Annotated in this window: 19 protein-coding genes and 2 riboswitches; of the genes, 16 read left to right on the plus strand and 3 right to left on the minus strand. The window is 41.7% G+C overall.

The window, feature by feature from the left end:
• Positions 1–247 precede the first annotated feature (247 nt).
• From ACFSMW_RS19105 to ACFSMW_RS19145, 9 genes are all read left to right on the plus strand, one after another.
• Entirely contained in the window at positions 248–2164 is a 1917-nt protein-coding gene (locus tag ACFSMW_RS19105; RefSeq protein WP_390357907.1) for a BglG family transcription antiterminator, read from the plus strand.
• A gap of 292 nt (positions 2165–2456) precedes the next feature.
• Positions 2457–4406: a BglG family transcription antiterminator gene (locus tag ACFSMW_RS19110; protein ID WP_390357908.1), complete on the plus strand. Its 1950-nt coding sequence runs from the start codon at positions 2457–2459 to the stop codon at positions 4404–4406.
• A gap of 23 nt (positions 4407–4429) precedes the next feature.
• A complete protein-coding gene (locus tag ACFSMW_RS19115; protein WP_390357909.1) occupies positions 4430–4867 on the plus strand; it encodes a PTS sugar transporter subunit IIA in 438 nt (145 codons plus the stop codon).
• A 16-nt stretch (positions 4868–4883) separates the two neighbouring features.
• On the plus strand, positions 4884–5174 hold the full coding sequence (locus tag ACFSMW_RS19120; protein ID WP_390357910.1) for a PTS sugar transporter subunit IIB: 291 nt from the start codon (positions 4884–4886) through the stop codon (positions 5172–5174).
• A gap of 23 nt (positions 5175–5197) precedes the next feature.
• On the plus strand, positions 5198–6472 hold the full coding sequence (locus ACFSMW_RS19125) for a PTS ascorbate transporter subunit IIC (RefSeq protein WP_390357911.1): 1275 nt from the start codon (positions 5198–5200) through the stop codon (positions 6470–6472).
• Positions 6473–6488: 16 nt separating this feature from the next.
• Positions 6489–7235 (plus strand): sugar isomerase domain-containing protein, encoded by a 747-nt coding sequence (locus tag ACFSMW_RS19130; protein ID WP_390357912.1) that lies wholly within the window; start codon positions 6489–6491, stop codon positions 7233–7235.
• 118 nt (positions 7236–7353) lie between these two features.
• Complete coding sequence (locus ACFSMW_RS19135) at positions 7354–7758, plus strand: DUF1259 domain-containing protein (protein WP_390357913.1); 405 nt, start codon at positions 7354–7356, stop codon at positions 7756–7758.
• 317 nt (positions 7759–8075) lie between these two features.
• Positions 8076–8177: riboswitch (purine riboswitch) on the plus strand.
• A gap of 16 nt (positions 8178–8193) precedes the next feature.
• Positions 8194–8352, plus strand: coding sequence for a hypothetical protein (locus tag ACFSMW_RS19140; RefSeq protein ID WP_390357914.1), 159 nt, complete (start codon positions 8194–8196; stop codon positions 8350–8352).
• Between the two features lie 76 nt (positions 8353–8428).
• Complete coding sequence (locus ACFSMW_RS19145) at positions 8429–9760, plus strand: NCS2 family permease (protein ID WP_390357915.1); 1332 nt, start codon at positions 8429–8431, stop codon at positions 9758–9760.
• A 138-nt stretch (positions 9761–9898) separates the two neighbouring features.
• On the opposite strand, the gene ACFSMW_RS19150 is transcribed toward ACFSMW_RS19145, so the two are convergent.
• Entirely contained in the window at positions 9899–10327 is a 429-nt protein-coding gene (locus ACFSMW_RS19150) for a cell wall hydrolase (RefSeq protein ID WP_390357916.1), read from the minus strand.
• Between the two features lie 509 nt (positions 10328–10836).
• Here ACFSMW_RS19150 and ACFSMW_RS19155 point away from each other — a divergent pair.
• Both ACFSMW_RS19155 and ACFSMW_RS19160 read left to right on the plus strand, forming a co-directional pair.
• Positions 10837–11172 carry a GNAT family N-acetyltransferase gene (locus ACFSMW_RS19155; protein ID WP_390357917.1) on the plus strand — a complete coding sequence of 112 codons (336 nt, stop codon included), beginning with the start codon at positions 10837–10839 and terminating at the stop codon, positions 11170–11172.
• A gap of 163 nt (positions 11173–11335) precedes the next feature.
• A complete protein-coding gene (locus tag ACFSMW_RS19160; protein ID WP_390357918.1) occupies positions 11336–11734 on the plus strand; it encodes an SRPBCC family protein in 399 nt (132 codons plus the stop codon).
• A gap of 215 nt (positions 11735–11949) precedes the next feature.
• On the opposite strand, the gene msrA is transcribed toward ACFSMW_RS19160, so the two are convergent.
• Positions 11950–12477: a peptide-methionine (S)-S-oxide reductase MsrA gene (msrA, locus tag ACFSMW_RS19165; RefSeq protein ID WP_390357919.1), complete on the minus strand. Its 528-nt coding sequence runs from the start codon at positions 12475–12477 to the stop codon at positions 11950–11952.
• A gap of 211 nt (positions 12478–12688) precedes the next feature.
• On the opposite strand from msrA, the gene ACFSMW_RS19170 reads away from it, so the two are divergent.
• The gene (locus ACFSMW_RS19170; protein WP_390357920.1) at positions 12689–13396 is read left to right on the plus strand and encodes an MOSC domain-containing protein; all 708 of its coding nucleotides are present in this window, start codon (positions 12689–12691) and stop codon (positions 13394–13396) included.
• 1361 nt (positions 13397–14757) lie between these two features.
• Here the strand turns inward: ACFSMW_RS19170 and ACFSMW_RS19175 are convergent.
• Positions 14758–15192, minus strand: coding sequence for an Hsp20/alpha crystallin family protein (locus ACFSMW_RS19175; RefSeq protein WP_390357921.1), 435 nt, complete (start codon positions 15190–15192; stop codon positions 14758–14760).
• 234 nt (positions 15193–15426) lie between these two features.
• Between ACFSMW_RS19175 and ACFSMW_RS19180 the strand changes: the two genes are divergently transcribed.
• The 4 genes from ACFSMW_RS19180 to purL all read left to right on the plus strand — a co-directional run bounded on the left by ACFSMW_RS19180 (position 15427) and on the right by purL (position 20525).
• Positions 15427–16089 carry a DUF2179 domain-containing protein gene (locus ACFSMW_RS19180; protein ID WP_390357922.1) on the plus strand — a complete coding sequence of 221 codons (663 nt, stop codon included), beginning with the start codon at positions 15427–15429 and terminating at the stop codon, positions 16087–16089.
• A gap of 155 nt (positions 16090–16244) precedes the next feature.
• A riboswitch (purine riboswitch) is annotated at positions 16245–16344 on the plus strand.
• Positions 16345–16574: 230 nt separating this feature from the next.
• Positions 16575–17066: a 5-(carboxyamino)imidazole ribonucleotide mutase gene (gene purE, locus ACFSMW_RS19185; RefSeq protein ID WP_390357923.1), complete on the plus strand. Its 492-nt coding sequence runs from the start codon at positions 16575–16577 to the stop codon at positions 17064–17066.
• Positions 17053–18174 (plus strand): 5-(carboxyamino)imidazole ribonucleotide synthase, encoded by a 1122-nt coding sequence (gene purK / locus ACFSMW_RS19190; protein WP_390357924.1) that lies wholly within the window; start codon positions 17053–17055, stop codon positions 18172–18174. Before purE ends, purK begins: the two co-directional genes overlap by 14 nt.
• Positions 18175–18296: 122 nt before the next feature.
• Complete coding sequence (gene purL, locus ACFSMW_RS19195; protein ID WP_390357925.1) at positions 18297–20525, plus strand: phosphoribosylformylglycinamidine synthase subunit PurL; 2229 nt, start codon at positions 18297–18299, stop codon at positions 20523–20525.
• Positions 20526–20571 lie beyond the last annotated feature (46 nt).

Raw genomic sequence — 20571 nt, forward strand, 5'->3', positions numbered from 1 at the left:
TGATAAAAAGGGAGTAGGCATACTCCCTTTTTCATATATAAGAGGATGTTCAAAATGTCCGGCGAAAACGACACTTCGAATTTCTTTGTCGGTTTGCTTTTCCGCTCCTCAAGTACGTAACTTTTATGTACGTTCCTTGCAAAAGAAAAGCACTCTTCCTGTGTTACAGACAGGCCGCCTGTGTTTTTAGCCGGCTAGGATTTTTTATCCTGCTATTGAATGAACACGCAATATAAGGACTGATTTTATGAAAAAAACAGATATGCTATTGGATTACCTTAAAAAACATGCTGATGAAGACTTTATATCTGCCAGAACATTAGCTGACTCGCTGGGTGTAACAGATAGAACAATCCGCCATTATGTCAGGTCGATCAATAACAAACAACCTAATCTTATTGAATCGAGCCGGGAAGGATACCGATTATGTAAAAATAACGCCAAGACGGTTAAAGAATCGGAGCATGGCAGCCATATTGATAATCGTCGTTTTTATATTCTTAGGCGTCTTATTAAAAGTTCTGGTCGTGGACTGGATTTATTTGATTTGGCAGACACACTCTATGTCTCGGATGCTACGATACGTTCCGATATGGCTTATCTCAACCGTTTGGTATCAAAACATGGCCTACAAGTTATGCAACAAAATAATCGCTATGTTCTCCAGGGGAATGAAAAGAGCCGCCGGAAGCTGATGATGGATTTAATCGATGTTTCTAAGCCGACGAAGACATCCCTTGAAGAAGAAGTCCAAAGGTTTTTGGGGGATATATCCCTGCAAACATTAAGGGTGTTAAGCAAAAGAAGTTTTGAAAAATACGGCATACACCCGAACACCTACTTTTTTAAGAACTTCATCTTGCATTTGGCAATAGCTGTTGATAGAGCGGCTGATAATGAACAATTGGAACAAAGCTCTTATCCAATCAATAATCGAAATGCCATCAGTTTCAAGACCGTGGATGATATCGCGGATAAACTTTATGAAAAATATCAAATTCAGTTTTCACAGGCTGATAAGGACGAATTGGCCATTTTATTCAACGGACAAATAAAAGACAATGAGATCAAAATGGAAGGTTATGCAAGTGATAAAGTTTCCAGAGCATTGGAACGCGCCATACAAGAAATAGGCGATGTTTACATGCTTGAGTTTAATAATGATAATTTCAAAACGCGTTTACTGGTACACGTACAAAATCTTTACAATCGCTTGGTACAAAACAAATATACTAGAAACCTAAGTGTTTTAAACATTCGGATCAAATATCCGATCATTTTTGATATAGCTGTTTACTTGGCATCTGTATTATCGAATGATCTGAACATCGAAATTAATGACGATGAGATTGCTTTTATTGCCTTGCACATCGGATCATACCTAAACAGCCAACGTGAGGAAAATAACAAAATCAAAACGATGATTATCACACCTTCATACTTATCCCAACAAAGTGATATTGAACATTCTATTCAAAAGCAATTTGGTGATGACTTGAATATCGTTGGGATTTATGAAGACGGTGACCATATAAATTCTTTACCTTTACCCGAATTAGTCATTACAACACAAGGCATAGAACATTCAGGCAATCATACTGAGATAGTAAACATTCGTGAATTCATGACAAATCACGATACGGCCTTAATCAGAAGGGCAATTGAAAAAATTAAACACCATAATTATGTGAGTTTCTTAAAAGTGAAAATACCTGAATTAATCATCGAGGATTTTTTTATCAACGTAGATGAGGAAGCATCTAAAGAACAAATAATGAAAACGATAGCTAATTGTTTTCAACAGAGTGGTTATGTAGACAGTGACTATCTACAGAAATTGAATGAACGGGAACAGGTCTCGTCCACCGCTTTTCCAAGTGGCGTTGCAATACCTCACACGATGAAATATGAAGCGGAGAAGACAGGTTTAATGATTTTAAAGCCTGCTAAACAAGTGAACTGGGGCAGTATTGATGTTACATTAATCATTGGAATTGCAGTGCATAAGGATGACTCGCATATGTTTAATCTAATTTTCCCGCGAATTATTGAATTAGTTGCAGAGCCTTACAACATTAATTATTTGGTGGGAGCGGGCTCCAGACATGGATTTATGGAACGCCTAATCGAATTAATGACACAGGACGATTACTTTCCGGAATAGCCCGGCTTCCCAAAACATGAAACTTCTAAATCATTTACGAATTACTTCGTTTGCATACTCGTTAGATGAGCACTATCTGTGATTACTCTTATAGATAGTGCTTTTTAGGAATTCCACTTTTGATTACGATCATACAACCTTCATGTTTCTCACGCATTTCAACCATGTAAAATGGTTCTCTTAACTTTTCTTTCACTAATTATCATATTTTTTGCCACATTCAAGGAACAACTTGGTTATTAACTTCATCAACCATAGGGATTACAATACGAAGTATAAGGGATGTGATCACATGATTTCCTTAACCGGTAGACAGGTTCATATCGTGGAAAAGCTAATGGCAGCTGCGAGCTACATCAATGTCAAAGAATTATCGGCCATGTTTGAAGTAAGCGATCGCACTGTTCGATATGACCTGGATTATATAGAGGCTTTTTTGAAGGAATTAAATATCTCATTGGTAAGAAAGCCAAAAAAGGGAATCTGCTTGCTAATTGATGCGGATCAGGAGCTGAGATTAAAAAAACATCTTTATGATCCCAATGCTTATGTAGCAACAAAAGAGGAATTCACCTGGCTGTTATGCATTAGGCTCCTTCTACATCAACATGTAACAATGGAAATGTTGGGGGATGCACTTGAAGCAAGCAAGAACAAAGTCTATCAGTATATGCATAGAGCAGAAAAGGAATTGAAGGGTTACGGTGTTGCCTTGGATAAAAAACCTTCCAAGGGAATTTCAGTACTCGGAAATGAACGAGATGTGCGAAATGCATTTATTTCCATCATTCATAAGGCTGTTCAATCATCCACCTATTCAATTATGTATTTTGAACGCCTATTTGATGAAAAGCTTAGAAGTAAAGTTCGTGAATTTACATCCGCCTATGAATCGTTGTCTGCTATACAATTTAGTGATGACTCGAGCTGGGAACTAAGATTGAATATGTGTTATCAATATCTTCGGATACAACAGAAGAAAAATGCGGTATTTCCATTTGTAGAAAAAAAAGAATTGATTCAAAAAAGTGGATTTCAACGGTTGCAAGCACTTTATACAGACATCTTTTCGAGGCAAATTCCCGATGATGAAGTGGTATACCTATTAAAGCAATTGAAGGGCGCTAAAATCTCAGTGCTTCCGGAAGATTTGAATATGATCAAAAAACAGGATGAGGCTTACCAAATAACTTGGATGTTTGCCAATGAGGTGGAACATCGTTTGGGTATCGATTTTAAACAGGACATTGAATTTATGAATGGGTTGATCGTTCATTTGCAAGTGGCTTTGCATCGGCTGGAGAACAAGCAAATCATTGAGAATCCGCTTACTGAGCAGGTGAAATATAAGTACAGGTATATTTTTGAAATTACACGTAAGGCCATCCAAAAAATTGAAACAATATATCATCTTGTGTTTCCCGAAGAAGAAATTGCATATATTGCCATGCACTTAGGTGCCAGCTATGAGCGCCATTCTTTTTCAGGTTACATGCCTACAGCATTGGTCGTCTGCGGTTCAGGGATTGCGACATCTTCATTACTGACTACCAGATTGAAGCTGATGGTGCCGGAGTTGAAAATTTGTGGAACTGTGCGTACGGAACATATTACGCATGATGAAGATGAATCAATTGATTTTATTATTTCAACGGTTCCTCTCTCTCTTGAAAAACCTGAAGTAATTGTTGTCAATCCTTTACTGGAACCGGATGAATTAATGAATTTGAAAAGGATGATATTTAAAAAATCATACCAGAAACAAATGGATGAATTAATACGCAAAGAATTACCAACGGAAGAGATAAACATACTTGGCGAATTTATTTCCGGCAGCCATATTCAAATCAAGGGGACTACCGAAGATTGGCGCGAAGCTATTAACATGGCGAGCAGACCACTGATTAAAGAGCATATTATAACAAAATCTTATGTGAAAGCAATGATTCATGCAGTGGAAGAATTAGGTCCCTACATGGTATTTATGCCTGAAGTGGCATTTGTACATGCTGCTGGTACAAAGGACAACGTCTTCAAAGAAGGTGCAAGTTTACTTGTGCTTGATCAGGCAATACCTTTTGGCGATGAACACAAAGTAATGGTCAGTATCATCATTGTGATTTGCTCCAAAGAATCAGACTCAAACATCTTTATCAATTTGGTGAAGATACTTGAAAGACAAGGGAACCTGGATAGGATTAAACATTCCGAAAGTATCGAGGAAATAACATCATTAAAATAACAAAGCAAGGTGAGGAATAAGTCATGGCAATTATAAGCAGCGATAATATTCGTGTACAGGTGGAGGTGGAAGGTTGGCAAGACGCAATTAGACAGGCTGGCGAGCTATTAAGAGATAACAAAAGTATCGAACCCGGCTATATTACAGATATGGTACAGGCCGTTGAAGATTTGGGACCCTATATTGTGATAGCTCCTCATATTGCACTTGCTCATGCAAGACCAAGTGAAAAAGTGATACGTAATGATATTAGCGTGATTACGTTGAAAAAACCGATAGCATTCGGAAGTGAGCATAATGACCCTGTTAACATAGTGTTTGCCTTTTGCGCGACAGAAAGCGATGGACACTTGGAACAGCTTACCAATGTCGCTGGACTGCTGGATAAACCGGAAGTGTTACAAACATTAAATGATAGCAATAATCAACAAGAGGTTTACAACATATTAAACAGCTTATAGAAGGAGAATGATGAAAATGGAAAAGTTAAACATTATTACTGTATGTGGATTTGGCGTAGGTTCTTCCATGGTTCTGAAAATGAAACTTGATGAAGTTTTAAAAGAGGAAGGAATCACAGCGAATGTAAGCACGGCCGATGTTGGTTCAGCTGCTTCGACGCCATGTGACATGATATTCACTTCAAATGAGTTAGGAGAGAAATTGACTCAGGCTGCAAGTGTACCAGTTGTCCAAATAAAAAACTTTATGGATAAAGAAGAAATAAAGGAAAAAGGATTGCCAGTCATTTCCGATTTGCTTTCTTAAATTACAGGAGAGGAAAATAATGTATGCAGGTAGTTAACTTTATCGTCAATCAAATTTTGCGCGAGCCAGCTCTATTTCTAGGGATTATTGCTGCACTCGGCTTAATCATACAACGAAAAAACTTTTCTGATATTATCAGCGGAACGTTTAAAACAGTTATTGGTGTCGTTATATTAACGCAAGGTACTAATATTTTGATTAGTTCTATCACCCCGTTGTCGGACGCGTTTAACGCACTTTATAAAATACCAGCTGATAAAGCATTGCATCCCATGGGCGCAGATGATTTTCTTAGCGCTTATGGCAGTCAGATAGGCCTGGCGATGCTGCTGGCATTTTTAATCAATATATTGGTTGCCAGATTTACCCCGTTGAAAAATGTCTTTTTGACCGGTCACATGTTGTTCTGGTTCCCGTTTGTATTTACTGCGGTCGCGGTTGAAAGCGGATTAAACGGAGCGGGAATCATAGTATTTGCCACAATCTTCTCGGCATTGTATTTTGTCATCGCGCCAGCCTTGATACGTCCGTTTGTCAGAAAGGTAACTGGCGGAGACACGTTTACGTTAGGTCACCCAACTATCGGACTCTCTCTTGTTTCAGGATTGTTGGGAAAAGCTTTCGGCAATAAAAATAAATCAACTGAAGATATCAAATTCCCCAAACAGATCGAGTTCTTACGGGAAATCACTATTACTTCTTCGTTAGTTATGTTCGTAGTCTATTTAGTTGTCGGCCTATTGATTGGCACGAATCAAGTGGATAGTATATTTGGCACAGAAAAAAGCCTTTTCACTTTTTCGTTGCTGCAAGGGGTTTTATTCGGTGCCGGACTGACAATTTTGCTGCAAGGTGTACGTATGATGCTCGCCGAAATTATTCCGGCGTTCAAAGGCATTTCGGACAAACTTATTCCAAATGCAGTTCCTGCACTGGATGCACCGATAATTTTCCCATTTGCCCCTAATGCGGTTATTATTGGCTTCCTTATGTCGATGGTAACTTCCATTGCTACACTATTCATCGTGGGACAAACTGGACTCTTTCCTTACGCCATTGTTCCACTGACAATCACTTGTTTCTTTGAAATTGGGACAGCTGCTGTTATCGGAAATGGTACTGGTGGATTAAGAGGAGCTATTATCGGATCGGGAGCAGCCGGTATTTTAATGATTTTCTTTGTCGGTTTGTCTATACCATTCTTACAGCATACTGTATCGGACTGGATCATTGTATTCGGTGGAAATGATTTGTCGTTCTGGTCCATTATTTCTGGTTTGATAGGTAAGATATTCTAAAGGGAGGTATCTTGAATTGACTGATTATATGAAGCGTTATGTTGAACATGTCCATGATATTTCTGAACGTGTCTTTGATACACAATATGATGCAATGAAGCAAACCGCCAAAGTATTCGCTGAAGCGATTAAAGCTAAACACACTATCTATGTGTTTGGCGCCTCGCATGCAGGGATCTTGGCTGAAGAACTGTTTTACCGTACAGGTGGATTGGCTGTTATCAACCCTATCCTACATCCGGCATTAATGCTAAATACCAGACCTGTAACGTTGACTTCACAAATGGAAAGGTTAAACGGTTTTGGAAGAGAAATATTTTCTTCCACCGCAGCAAAACGTGGAGATGTATTGTTAATTCATTCTGTCTCGGGACGTAATACAGTTTCTGTGGATATGGCGTTAGCTGCAAAAGAACAAGGTTTGACTACCATTGCCATTACCAATATGACTTATTCCGAGGCTGTCTCTTCACGGCATCCAAGCGGCAAAAATCTATATGAGGTGGTCGATGTCGTTATCGATAACTGTGGGGATTTTGAGGATTCTTCATTGCTGCTGGAAGGAATGGATCAAAAAATTGGACCGACCTCCACCGCCATTGGTGCAATGATTGTCAATGCAATTGTCATTGCTACTGCAGAAGAGCTGTTAAAGCTGGGAATCGTACCGCCTGTCTTCCATAGTGCGAATGTGGATGGCGGCGATGAATTCAATAAAAAAATATTGGAAGAAAATAAAGATAATATTCATTATATGGGATGAGCATGGTCTGGCCGGGTGGTTTTCACCCGGCCTTTTTGCGCGTCAGTCCATCGTAAAAGGTCCCTTTTAACATAAAACAATATGGAGCATCATATTTTTTTATAAAGGAGGCCGGTCGATGAATAATTTTGAATCAATTTGCGAGCAATTTGCCCAAATTCTTAAAGGAAAAAGTAACGTGGAGCAGGGGAGCTGTTCTGTATCATTACATCGTAATTTTCAGGTGTTAGTTCAAGGATACCAGAGCAGTTCTGTGGTGCCGGCAGGAGTCTTATTTGAGTCGATGGATCAAAGTGGTAATGCATTAAACCTGGCTGAAATTGCCGTTTTACAAGAAGAGATTCCTGGTTTTATGTACTCACTTATACAACAAGGTTTAATTGTGAGTGCTCTGCATAATCATTGGATATACACGGATCCCCTGATTATGTATGTCCATATACAGTCTGTGGAACCCCCATTAAACTTTGCAAAAAAGATGGCGCTCGCATTTTCATTTTTACGGAGCTATCCAGTTGCTTAGCATAACTTCATTGATTGAAGCCGCTCATTTAAAAATGCGCGGCCTTTATTAGTTTCGAAACATCTTTACTTGAATGAAAGTGTAATAGGATGCATTTAGAGGTTTTACTGTTTTAATAGGCAAGATACAGTGATTATATCGATTTGCGAGCAGGTAAAATTTAAACGGCGGATGTTGTTATCTTGAATAATGAATTTCGTCAAAACCGCCATACGATCCGAATGCATTCTATCGAAATAGTAGACAAGCAAAGCAAATGATGGTACAACAAGGATATCCGTTTTTATATTGGGGATAGTCCCCAGCTATGATAAGGTATAAATAACATATAATACATGCGTATAATCTTGGGAATAAGGCCTGGAAGTCTCTACCAAACCACCGTAAATGGTTTGACTACGCAAAATCCTGCAGCAGACAATAGGAGAAACCTGTTTGAAGCCTGGCTGGATTTTGAGTTGTTGGACACTTCCGCTTTTAGCAGAGGTGTCTTTTTTGTTTGGAATCATTTCTTATCGCTTGTTGCCGGGGCGGATCAAGTATGCAGCCCGCATTTGGATGGGAGAAGAAGTCTTTATACCAACTGTCAATTAACTTGCGTCATGTAGTAAAAGGAATAATCCTTGAGAAAACAGCCTTGTTTAAGGGGCTATAGGAGGAGGCAACGATAATGAAAAAATATTTTCGTTTTGAAGAATTGGGGACAAACTACCGGACGGAATTTATGGCCGGTCTTACAACCTTTTTGGCGATGGCATATATCCTTTTTGTCAATCCGACAACATTATCATTGGAAGGAATCGATTTAGGCCCTGGGGTCAGTCATATGGATCAAGGCGCAGTATTCACTGCGACAGCTGTATCAGCAGTGGTTGGGACGCTATTCATGGGGGTTATCGGAAAATATCCGGTAGCGCTTGCTCCCGGCATCGGGTTAAGTGCATTCTTTGCGTATACAGTCGTGCTTGGATATGGCATTCCATGGCAAACGGCATTATCAGGTGTACTTGTATCAGGAGTTTTTTTCATTATCCTATCTTTAACTGGCTTACGGGAAAAAATTATCAACGCTATTCCAGCTGATTTGAAGATGGCTGTTAGTGCGGGAATTGGTTTATTTATCACGTTCATCGGTTTTAAAAATGCGGGCATTATTGTTGGTAATGATTCGACGCTTGTTGCCATTGGCAATCTGTCGAGCGGTCCAGTTCTTCTGTCCATCTTCGGACTGATTGTTTCATTTATTCTGCTGGTCAGAGGTATCAAGGGAGCAATTTTCTACGGCATGATCCTCACCGCTGTAGTGGGAATGTTTACCGGTCAAATTGAACCGCCGCATGGGATAGGCGGAGTTGTTGGACATGTGCCGAGCCTTGCGCCTACATTTGGGCAAGCTTTCATCCATTTTGGAGATATTTTTACGTTGCAAATGCTTGTTGTCATTTTAACATTTTTATTTGTCGACTTTTTTGATACTGCTGGAACGTTGATGGCGGTAGCGAATCAAGCAGGATTGATGAAGGATAACAGACTGCCGAGAGCGGGACGTGCGCTGTTTGCAGATTCCGCGGCGACTGTAGCAGGAGCGATTGTCGGCACTTCGACCACAACGTCTTATGTGGAATCGACAGCAGGTGTCGGAGCTGGCGGACGGACAGGTTTTACTGCCATTGTAACTGCAGGATTTTTCCTATTGGCATTATTCTTTTCACCGCTATTAAGCGTGATTACGCCAGCTGTGACATCACCAGCATTAATCATTGTGGGGGTATTGATGGCCTCCTCATTGAAGCATATAGCATGGGAGAAAATGGAAATTGCCATTCCTGCCTTCATGACCATTATTGCGATGCCGTTGACATACAGTATTGCGACTGGCATCGCTGCCGGATTCATCTTTTATCCAATCACGATGTTGGTCAAGGGACGTGGCAAGGAAATCAACGGCATTATGTACATGCTGTTCATCATCTTCATTTTGTATTTTATATTTTTGACTTAACAATCTTGTATGCATTGGTAAGAAAAAGGCAAAGAACCACTCATCCTGGGTTGGCTCTTTGCCTTTTTTTGGTAACGTTGAACTGGCGGCAAGCATGCCAGTGGGTGCCGATTGAAATCAAAACTGGCATTGATCACATTAAAAGGTTGCATATACCGCTGCGCATTCTTCCCCGGTCGGCTCGTAAAAGCAGTGCAGCTTGTATCTTGCCACAAATGGCTGACCATACCATGTGGACGGACATTCTCCTTCTGGCCTGAAATACCACAGACTGTACTTTGCAGGCCAAAATCTTTCTCCATTCACGACACGACGCGCCAGCCTTCTTTCTACTTCCCTGGGTCTTTGATAAAAGTAACCATGTATTGTCGCTTCAAAGGCATGCGGTTGGTAAACCATTTGTCTGATGGTGCGGACATCTGTAAAATCGGAGCAATCAGCACGAACTCGGTTGATCCCAACGTTTCCTACAAGCAGCATGCCGAGCCGTCCTTCTCCTTCAGCTTCCGCTCTCAGCAGTCTTGCCAGCAAATCGATATCCGCATTAGTAGCCTTGACAACAGCCATCGCTTCACCTCCATTTTGGTTAGCGTTCCTTGTTTTGCTGCAGCCGTTTCCATAGAAAAATATGCCATCGCCCTCAGCGACTTGGCGAGTGCCTTGATCGCCTTATGAGCTAGGATAAAGGAATTTTTATAAAAAAATATAGGCTTTCAACACAATTAGTTTATGGAAGAACTTGTGAATGGTGAGAGAAAATGCAACGCAGATGAAAAGATTGATGTAGATGGAGAGCGATGAAAAGATTTGTTATCGACAAAACACATACCACGGCTAAGGAAATGTACTGGTATGGATGGATATACTAAGCAAAGATTCATGCGCATCCTTCCATCAAGCCAGAGATAATGGAGGGAAAAATGATAGAGATGGCTTATAATTCAGAAAATAACATGTTATACTAAAGGCAACTTATAACGAATAGCATCGTGAAAATATATGAATTAAAGGAGGCATCAGACAGTGGATAAATATTGGATCAACTCTTCAAAATAATATTTTGGGGAGGAAAATGAATGAGGATATATTTTAATAATGATAAAAAAATCAATAGAGACCAATTAGAAAAATTATATAATGACGTAGAATGGTATGCTTATACACAAGACTTGGAAGTCCTGCAACAGGCAATAGAGCAATCATTAGAAGTTATATCTGCATGGAGCGGCGAAGAATTGATCGGCTTAATTCGAGTTGTTGGTGATGGATTAACCATTATCTATATCCAGGATATTCTGGTGTTACATGCCTGCCAAAATCAAGGAATTGCTACCCAGCTAATGCAGCAAGTTTTGCAGAAATATAAGAATGTTCGTCAAAAAGTTCTATTGACCGAAGATGCCCGGATGTAAGACATTTTTACGAAAAGAATGGTTTTCAGTCATGCGATAAAGGTTCTTTAGTATCGTTCGCTAAGATGGATTAGAAAATGGCTTAATACGTGTAAATATCCGCGGACTTTCTTTTGAAACGCTTAGTCGAAAATGTACATTGAATACCGAGGAGGATTTAACGATGACAATAACGCCAACGAAAACCCTGAGTGTATCTATTGAAAGGAAGGCAAACGAGGTCTATGAATTCATTTTAAATCCGGAAAATCTTCCCCAATGGGCACCCGCCTTCGGTCAATCAATAAAAAAATCTGATGGCGAATGGGTTGTAGAAACATCAGATGGTCCAATGATCATCAGGTTCGTCGAGAGAAACAAACTAGGGGTGCTGGATCACTATGTTACCATATCCACGGGGCAAGAGATTTTGAATCCAATGCGGGTTATTCCTAATGGGTCTGGAAGTGAAGTAATGTTCACATTGTTTCAATCAACTGAGATCTCGGATGAAAAATTTGCTGAGGATGCCAAATTGGTTGAGAGTGATTTGAAAACCTTGAAAGACAAGCTGGAAACTTGATCTACAATAGTTTCAAAAAATAAATGAATTTGGATAGCCCCCAAGGACGTAACATTCGAATTGGGAACGATGTGAAAATCAACAGCCTCATTTCTCGCTAAAAGAAGGCGGAATGAGGCTGTTTTTTCTCCACTGAAGACTTGGCTTTAAAGTGGGGAAACGTACAAAAAGTATGGGAAGTATTCCCATACTTTTATTCGCGATGGCTCCAGTGATCACTTTCCCCAATTGTTCACAATGAATTCATCGCGGCCGGATTTCGCACGATCTTCTTTATATTCTTTTTCATTTTTCTTATAGAAATCCTGATGGTATTCTTCAGCTGGATAGAAGGTTTTCGCGGGCAGTATTTTCGTGACAATCGGTTTCGAAAATTTATTGCTCGCTTCCAATTGCTGCTTTGATTCTTTGGCCAGTGATTCTTGCTCCGTGTCATGATAGAAGATGGCAGTGCGGTATGAATCGCCGCGGTCCTGAAACTGTCCGCCATCGTCTGTGGGATCAATCTGGCGCCAATAGACGTCAAGAATGGTTTTATACGGAATGACGGCTGGATCATAGGTGATTTCAACAGCTTCATAATGGCCGGAGTTTCCTTCTTTCACTTCTTTGTAAGTCGGATTTTTCAAATGGCCCCCTGTGTAGCCTGAAACGATTTGAACGACGCCGTCCCATTGGTCGAAAGGCTTGACCATGCACCAGAAGCAGCCGCCGGCAAACGTGGCTTTTTTTAAATCAGTCATTGTTTTGCCTCCTTTTATAAGCATCATCTTTAATGAATTTGTGCTATAAATCAAGTAGAATATAAACATATCAGCTTGTCTGCAAATGAGTAGAATAGCTATCGAGTTTTATTTTCATTGGGAATGCGCTTCTTTCGTATACACTGCCGGTAAGCTTAACATATTGATAACTATTTATTAACTATACCATATCATTTTGGGGGATTGGGACATGAACGAACCATTTGTACATAAAATATTTACTGGTAAAGCAAAGACAATTGGCGATCCGAACGCAGAGAAAAAAATAGACCGTGAATGGACAACGGGAATGTTTAAAAAAGAAATGGGCGAACCGATTTGGTTATCGAAAACTGGTTTGACTGGAGATGAAGTAGGTGACAAGAAAAATCACGGCGGCCCGGAAAAAGCCCTATTCACTTATCCTGTGAAGCATTATACATACTGGAAGGAAAGACTAGGAGAAGATGCGATAGCGATTGGAGGCATGGGAGAGAATCTGGCGGTATTGGAAATGGATGAATACACCGTATGTATTGGTGATATTTATCAATTTGGGGATGCGGTCATTCAGGTATCCCAGCCAAGGAGGCCTTGCTGGCGTCCTGCCAGGCGTTACCGGACAATGGATTTGGCGCTGCAAATACAAAACAGCGGCAGAACTGGCTGGTATTTTCGTGTGCTTCAGGAAGGACAAGTCCTGTCTGGCATTGATTTAGAGTTATTAGAAAGGCCTTTGCCTGATTTCACCATTGCGGTGTGCAATGAAATCATGTATGTACGCAAAGAAGATTTGAACATGGCATATGAGCTTTCGGCATGCAATCTGTTGGCTGAAAATTGGCGGAGAACCTTTAAGAAACGTTTGCGTGGACAGGAATCGAATCTTGAAAAACGAGTCTATGGACCAAATAAATAGTGCAGCACTCAAATTTTCAAAAAGCGGAATTGCAGCGCTATTTTCGGGCAGTTATTGTTCATAGAGGAGCTCTATCGCCAATTGCAGCGCCGTTTTCGGAGAGTTATTGCTTTTAGAGAAGCTCTATCAACAATTGCAGCGCTATTTTCGGGCAGTTATTGCTTTTAGAGAAGCTCTATCAACAATCGCAGCGCCGTTTTCGGAGGGTTATAGCTTTTAGAGGAGCTCTATCGCCAATTGCAGCACTGTTTTGTAGAAGTTATTGCTCATAGAGGAGCTCTATCAACAATCGCAGCGCTGTTTTCGGAGGGTTATTGCTTTTAGAGAAGCTCTATCAACAATTGCAGCGCTGTTTCATGGCAGTTATTGCTTTTAGAGGAGCTCTATCAACAAATGCAGCGCCGTTTTCGGAGAGTTATTGCTTTTAGAGAAGCTCTATCGCCAATTGCAGCACTGTTTTGTAGAAGTTATTGCTCATAGAGGAGCTCTATCAACAATCGCAGCGCTGTTTTCGGAAAGTTATTGCTTTTAGAGAAGCTCTATCGCCAATTGCAGCACTGTTTTGTAGAAGTTATTGCTCATAGAGGAGCTCTATCGCCAATTGCAGCGCCGTTTTCGGAGAGTTATTGCTCATAGAGAAGCTCTATCAACAATCGCAGCGCCGTTTTCGGAGAGTTATAGCTTTTAGAGGAGCTCTATCGCCAATTGCAGCGCCGTTTTCGGAGAGTTATTGCTCATAGAGGAGCTCTATCAACAATCGCAGCGCTGTTTTCGGAAAGTTATTGCTTTTAGAGAAGCTCTATCACCAATTGCAGCACTGTTTTGTAGAAGTTATTGCTCATAGAGGAGCTCTATCAACAATCGCAGCGCCGTTTCAGGGAAGTTATTGCTTTTAGAGAAGCTCTATCAACAATTGCAGCGCTGTTTTCGGAGAGTTATTGCTTTTAGAGAAGCTCTATCGACAATTGCAGCGCTATTTTCGGGAAGTTATTGCTCATAGAGGAGCTCTATCAACAATCGCAGCGCCGTTTCAGGGCAGTTATTGCTCATAGAGGAGCTCTATCGCCAATTGCAGCGCCATTTCAGGGAAGCTATTGCTCATACAACAGCTCTGTCAACAATTACAGCGCTATTTTCAAGAAGTTATCTCCTTTAGACAAGCTCTATCAACAACTACAGCGCATTTCGCAGGAAGTTATTGCTTTGACAACAGCTAGTTCTGAGGAAGTGTTCTCGGTATGCTCTTATCTATCCGGGGTGTAAATAGTAAATAGTAATTATTAAATATGAAAAGTCAGGAGATGCAGCTGGTAACGGTCTGCATCTCCTTCTTTTCTACGGCTTTGTCTGGATGCTGGCAATTATTCATCGGCAAGCAATTTGACGTTCACGCGATTTTTTCGGCTGGTTTCTGATACAAGCCGGTGCAATTTGACATAGACAATGCCGTTTTTGTAGGTTGCTTTTATTTTATCGGAACGGACGGGGAAGGGGAGATGTACTTTGCGCTCGAACACGCCTTCCGTAATTTCCTGTGTGGATGCAGTATCTTTACCGAGTCCCAGGTCGATCGCACCTTTCAGTTCTAATGTGGCGTAATCAACATAAACATCGATATTATCCAGGCTATCCATACCTGGTACATTGATTAAAACGAAAATTTCGTGATCCGTTTGGTACAAATTGATTTGTGGAATGGAGGTTTTTATAAGGCCATCAAACTGTCCCCAAAAATTTTCACCAAAAAATTGATCCATATTTTTTTTCCAGTCATCCATATGTTCAAAAGGATTCATCGTTTCCACCTCTTTCCCAACTGATTACATTTATAATATATGCTGTATCTGAAAGTGGGTGCATGCCTATTTGTCGTGTATTAATGGACGCTGTGCATATCTTAAAAAATCGGAGCCTGCGTGTTTGGGTAAAAACAGTGGAAGAAGGGTAAAAATATAATGGTTTTGTGTTTTGCGTTTTATCATGTAAATGCGGTATTCTTATAACAACTTGAAATGTAGGAGGAGTCGAAATTGCTGTCAAATGCATTGGTGATGGTCGTCATCATTTTGGTTATCAATGTTGTGTATGTATCACTGAACACCGTCCGAATGATTTTGACGATGAAAGGACGCCGTAATATTGCCGCGTTCCTGAGCATGTTCGAAATTGTAGTATATGTGGTCGGCCTCGGAATGGTGCTGGATAATTTGGGGCAGATTCAAAATCTGATTGCATATGCTGTCGGTTTTGGACTTGGCGTCATCACCGGTTCCAAGATTGAAGAGAAGCTGGCACTCGGCTATATTACCGTTAATGTGATTACTTCCAATCCGGAACTTGAATTCACGCGCAAATTGCGGGAAAAAGGATATGGAGTAACGAGCTGGCCTGTATATGGGAAAGAAGGCGGCCGTCTGGCCCTGCAAATATTGACACCAAGAAAATATGAACTCCGATTGTATGAAGCACTGAAAGAAATTGATCCGAAGGCGTTCATCATTGCGTATGAACCGAAACAAATATATGGTGGTTTCTGGGTAAAACAGGTGCGCAGAGCACGGCTTTCTAAAAAAGGAAATGTCCCGAAGAATACGGATCTACCAAATCCGGAAGAAACGAAGCTGAGCGAGGAACCACTTGGGGATTCGCTTCCTACCAATAGTCAGCCTGGCCAGAGTAAACCGGGAAAATAGAAATGCATCACGTATAAGAGGTAATCCGAAATTTTTGGTTTGTCTGCCTGGCAACACAGCACGTTCCTTTGGTGAACGAAATGTGTAGAAAACAAATCAATGTTCGGTTTTTGCGTTGACAGCAGATTATCTATTTTGTTATGCTGTAGTCAGAAAAGTAATTGAATAACGTAACCCATATATTTTCGGAGATATGGTCCGAAAGTTTCTACCTGGCGCCGTAAATGCCAGACTATGGGGAAGATGATTTGTAAACATGTACTGAATAGGGTGTTTTTCATGAAAAAACGTAAATGGTCATGAAAAACATCTGGCGGAATAGCTGTATCTTTTTCAGCTGAGCTGCACGACTGTTTACAAGTTTTGGACATTGAATTTTCTGAATGATACTCAGCGTGATTCTATCAGTCTATCCATCTTCCTCTTTAAAATGGGGAAGTGGGTAGGCTTTTTTGTATGCTTGACGACAAGGAGGTTAAAAAGGAATGCCGCAAGTTGGTTTGATTATGGGAAGTATATCGGATTGGGAAACCATGCAGCATACTGCAGATGTGTTGGATGAGCTTTCCATCAGCTATGAAAAAAATATTATATCCGCACACCGCACCCCGGATGATATGGCGCAGTATTCCAAAACTGCCCGGAAAAACGGCCTGAAGGTGATCATTGCTGGAGCGGGTGGTGCCGCACATCTGCCAGGTATGGTAGCAGCGCAAACCACATTGCCTGTAATTGGCGTACCGGTAGAAAGCAAAGCATTACAAGGCATGGACTCCCTTTTATCGATTGTGCAAATGCCAGCTGGAGTACCGACAGCAACCGTCGCTATTGGTAAAGCGGGAGCGGTTAACGCCGGCATATTTGCCGCAGAAATTCTTGGGGCATTTGATAAAGATGTGGCTGCGGCGTTAGCAAATTACCGCCAGCAAATGAAACAAAAAGTTTCGGAAATGAGGGAGCAGCTTGCAGATAAATAGAAAAATCCTACCCCCTCGAACTATTGGCATTATCGGAGGAGGGCAGCTTGGCAGAATGATGGCACTGGCGGCTAGACAGATGGGCTATAGGATTGCTGTACTTGATCCGACACCAAACTGTCCGACTGCACAAATTGCAGATGAACAAATCACTGCACCATATGCCGATGCTGATGCCATTCAGAAATTGACGGACGTGAGTGATGTGGTGACATATGAATTTGAAAATGTCTCCTTGCAGTCGGCAGTGTATATTGCCTCGAGGGAGAAGCTCCCCCAAGGCAGCAGAGCTTTGGAGGTGACACAGAACAGGGAACTGGAAAAGCAGGTGATGACAGAAGCTGGATTGCCTGTCCCGCCGTACGTAATTGTACATGATGAGAGAGAAGTGGCAGAAGCGCTTCAGGCACTGGAGCTGCCAGTGGTATTAAAAACCTGCAGTGGTGGTTATGACGGCAAGGGCCAGTTGAAATTGGAAACATGGGAGCAAGCCGATGCAGCAGTGGAATTTGTGGCCCGAAATGGCACCTGTATTCTGGAGAAGTGGATTTCTTTTGACAAAGAAATCTCTATCGTATTCACCAGAGCCCAGACAGGGGAAATCAGCTTTTTTCCAACTGCAGAAAACGAGCATCGCAATCATATTCTTTATCGGACGACAGTACCCGCGTCAGTGAGCGGGACGGTTGCAGAAAAGGCTAGAAACGCAGCAGGTATTCTCGCTGAGAAATTGCAGGTCGTCGGCACATTTGCAATTGAAATGTTCGTAAAAGGTGATGATATTTACCTGAACGAAATGGCACCAAGACCGCATAATTCCGGTCACTATTCGATAGAAGCCTGCAATATTTCGCAGTTTTCCCAGCATATACGAGCGATTTGCAATTTGCCGTTGATGAAAGTGAAGCTGCTCGAGCCTGCAGTCATGGTCAATATATTGGGTCAGGATATGAAGCAGGCATTGGAGCAAATGGAGACGGATGGGGCAGGATATGTGCATATTTACGGCAAAGATAAAGTGAAGGAAAACCGTAAAATGGGTCATATCACATATACAGCTGAAAGTCTGGAAGCAGTTAAAGAAAAGCAGCATGTACACCAGAAGTAAAATCTGCATGAGCAACATACGGAAATTCACTAAAATGCTTCATTTGCCAGCAGTGTTAAATTATAGCTTCATTTGATAAAAAAAGCCTGAACAAATTTCAGCCTAATGGAGGGGAACTGCACATGGAAACCAAGGTTTATCCAACTGCAAGCCAGATTGAACAAGAGCAATTATATCGTGAAATGGGATTGACGGAAGAGGAATATGTCTTAGCTAAAAAAATGCTTGGGCGCCTGCCGAATTTTACAGAAACAGGAATTTTCGCTGTCATGTGGTCAGAGCATTGCAGCTATAAGACGTCAAAACCATTGCTGAAGCGTTTTCCAACGAGGGGAAAGCAAGTGCTGCAAGGTCCTGGAGAAGGTGCTGGCGTGGTAGACATTGGTGATAATCAGGCAGTGGTCTTTAAAATAGAAAGCCATAATCATCCAAGTGCGGTGGAACCATTTGAAGCTGCGGCAACAGGAGTTGGCGGTATTGTGAGGGATGTTTTCTCCATGGGTGCTAAGCCGATCGCTTCATTGAATTCGCTGCGGTTTGGCAAACTGGATAATCCACAAACCCAACATTTATTTAAAGAAGTTATTCGTGGCATCGCCCATTACGGCAATACGATTGAAGTTCCAACGGTTGGCGGCGAGGTGCAATTCGACGGGTGCTATGAAGGTAACCCGCTGGTGAATGCAATGGTAGTCGGCTTGATTGATCATCAAGATATGCAAAAGGGAGTCGCTTCAGGCATTGGCAATCTTGTTTTGTATGCTGGGGGTTCGACTGGTCTGGACGGTATCCATGGGGCGACTTTTGCCTCGGATGACTTGGCGGAAGGAGAAAATGACAGCAGTGCGGTAGCGATTGGCAACCCAGAATTGGAGAAAAGACTGATTGCGGCTTGCCTGGAAGCTGTACAATCCGACGCTTTAATCGGTATGCAGGATATGGGGGCAGCAGGACTGACTTCATCAGCAAGTGAAATGGCAAGTAAAGCAGGTACCGGTATCGAAATGAATCTTGACCTCGTCCCGCAACTGGAAAAAAACATGACTGCATATGAACTGATGCTTTCTGAGTCACAGGAAAGGATGCTGCTTGTGGTTGCTAAAGGGCGCGAACAGGAAATCATCGACATTTTCTCCAAATATGATGTATTGACGGCAGTTGTCGGTGAAGTGATTGAAGAGCGTGTCCTTCGTTTGAAGCAGCATGGCCAGCTCCAGGCTGAGATTCCAGTAGACGCACTCGCTGAGGATGCTCCGGTTTATCATTTGCCTGCAAAAGAGGCTGCATACTATCAAACTTTCCAGCAAATGAAACAGGAAATACCTCCTGTTGCAGATTATACGAAAACATTGAAACAACTCTTGCAGCAACCGACTATCGCCAGCAAAAAGTGGGCGTTTTCCCAGTTCGAAACTGGCACGGATAAACAAACAATCGCGGGGCCAGGGGCAGATGCAGCGATTGTTAAGATTGAAGGTAAAGAAAAAGCGATCGCTATCACAACAGACTGCAATTCACGATATATTTATCTGGATCCAAAAGCTGGCGGAAAAATCTCGGTTTCAGAAGCTGCGAGAAATATCGTTGCCTCTGGCGCGAAACCATTGGCGATTACGGATGGTCTGAATTACGGAAATCCAACGAACCCGGAAATATATTGGCAGATGGAACAAAGTGTCGCGGGGATTAGTGAAGCTTGTGAAACACTGGGTACACCAGTGATTAGCGGAAATGTATCTTTGTACAATCAATCGCAGGGGAAAGCGATTTTTCCTACACCTGTCATTGGAATGGTCGGACTATTTGAATCATTGGACCATATCACGCCGAACCATTTCCAGCATGCCGGTGATCTCATCTATTTGATTGGTGAGACCAAAGCGGAATTTGGCGGCACGGAGCTGCAATATTTGTTAGAAGGGTCGTACTCTGGGAAGGCGCCTGAAATCGACTTACAAGTGGAAAAGAAAAATCAGGAGGGTCTGTTGGCCGTAATTCAAGGTGGTATGATCACTTCTGCTCATGATGTGGCAGAGGGAGGTATAGCAGTCGCGCTTGCTGAAAGTTTGTTCTCCAACAACGATCTCGGTGCAGAGGTCAGTTTGCAAGGTGATATGACGACAGCATTATTTAGTGAGTCACAGTCGCGCTTTATTGTCACGATCGCTGTGGATCATCAAGCAGAGGCGGAAGCTCTGTTACCAAATGCGACACGAATCGGCCGAGTCACTGATTGCGGAAATTTGACTGTGTTGAATGGAAAAGAAACTATTATCAGTGAGAAGGCTGTCGAATTGCAGGATTTGTACGAAAGCGCGATTGAAGAGAAGTTCGATAAAGTACAACTTTAACATGCTGGAATGGATTTAACCGAAAACTTTCCCATTCAGAACAAAA

It is taken from the genome of Tigheibacillus halophilus (assembly GCF_042683165.1).
Lineage (GTDB): Bacteria > Bacillota > Bacilli > Bacillales > Amphibacillaceae > Tigheibacillus > Tigheibacillus halophilus.